At 58.2% G+C, this 1,432-nt stretch carries 1 protein-coding gene; it reads right to left on the bottom strand.

Translation table 11 applies throughout. The annotated features are described in order from the left end of the window. Positions 1-28 precede the first annotated feature (28 nt). Positions 29-1,432: IS3 family transposase (locus tag HNP33_RS20820; RefSeq protein ID WP_184711767.1), on the bottom strand; the 1,404-nt coding region annotated here is incomplete at its 5' end.

The following is a 1,432-nucleotide window of genomic DNA, read 5'->3' on the forward strand; positions in this document are numbered from 1 at the left end:
GGGGATGCGGATAAAAACTTGGACTGGTTTACGCCGCAAGTCCAAGGCTCGCCCGGTATTCGACAGGGCTGAGAGAGCCAAGGGATATCTTGATCCGCTTCTCGTTGTACCAGCGGATGTACGAGTCGACCACCTCAATGAACTGCGCGATGGTCGTGCCCTTCCAGTCCCGAGGATAGAACAACTCGTTCTTGAGGCGGCCGAAGAAGCCTTCGCAAGCCGCGTTGTCAGGAGAGCAGGCCTTGCGAGACATCGAGCGGGTGAGGTTCGCCTCGCTCATCTTAGAGAGCCAGCCTGGCCAACGGTAGTGGCCACCACGATCAGAGTGGACCACTGGACGATCGCTTGTGTCTGCCACTGTCTCAATAGCTGCATCCAGCATTGAGTTGACCAGCTCTGCGTCCGGGCTCGTTCCAATGGCCCAGCTCACCACCATGCCGTCGAAGCAATCAATGATGGGTGACAGGTACACCTTGCCTGCTGGGATCTGGAATTCTGTAATGTCCGTGAGCCACTTTTCATTTGGGGTGGCCGCCTGGAAGTCACGGTTGATGATGTTATCTGGTGCCGGGCTGATCTCGCCGAGGTAGGACGCGAACCTGCGCCGCTTGGGCTTTGCGACGACCAGATTCTCTTGCTTCATCAGCCGCTGCACCACTTTCTCGGAGATCGGGCCTTGCTCTCTGGCCAGAGAGGCTTGCAGCCTGCGGTAGCCGTAGCAGCGGTGGTTGGACTCAAAGATCTCGGTAAGGGACTGGCGCACCACAAGGTACTTGTCGCCGACCACTGTGCGGGACCGATGGTAGAAGTATGAGCTGCGTGCAAGACCCAACTGTGCAAGGAGCTCTGGCAGGCGGTAGTGCTCCTTGAGGGCGTCAATCAGCAGTGTCTTCTCCCGGTTGGACAGGAGCTGCAGATCGACGCCCAGACCTTTTTTTAACAGTTCATTGGCCTTGTTCAAGAGGTCCTGCTCAAGGCGCAGTTGCCTGACTTCGCGGCGCAGTATCTCAACCTGGCGCTCGAGTTCTTCGCGCTCTCGCTCCTGCGGTGATTGATCGGTGTGTTTCATTGATGCGGGTGCCTCACGTCCCAGCAGCTGGTTCTTCCAGTTGTACAACGTTGGCCGGCATACGCCGAACTTATCAGCCACTGTTTGCGCACTTTCCTGCCGAGTGCAAAGCTCCATGACTCCCGCTTGCTTCAAGCTCTCGGGATACCTTCGTTGACCCACACTGCCAACCAGAGCCCTTCTGGCCTCAGGGAATGCCTCACGCACCCATTTGGTAAGCGTTCCACGACTGGGGTAGCCCAGCGCCCTCATGGTGGCCGCGATGCATCGGTCATGGGTGAGGTAGTGCTCGATGGCTGCGGCCTTCTGCGCCTGCGAGAACTTCGGTTCACGGCCTGCGTAGCCAGCGGACAAGTCGAGCTT

The organism is Comamonas odontotermitis, assembly GCF_014207855.1.
GTDB classification, from domain to species: Bacteria; Pseudomonadota; Gammaproteobacteria; order Burkholderiales; family Burkholderiaceae_C; genus Comamonas; species Comamonas odontotermitis_A.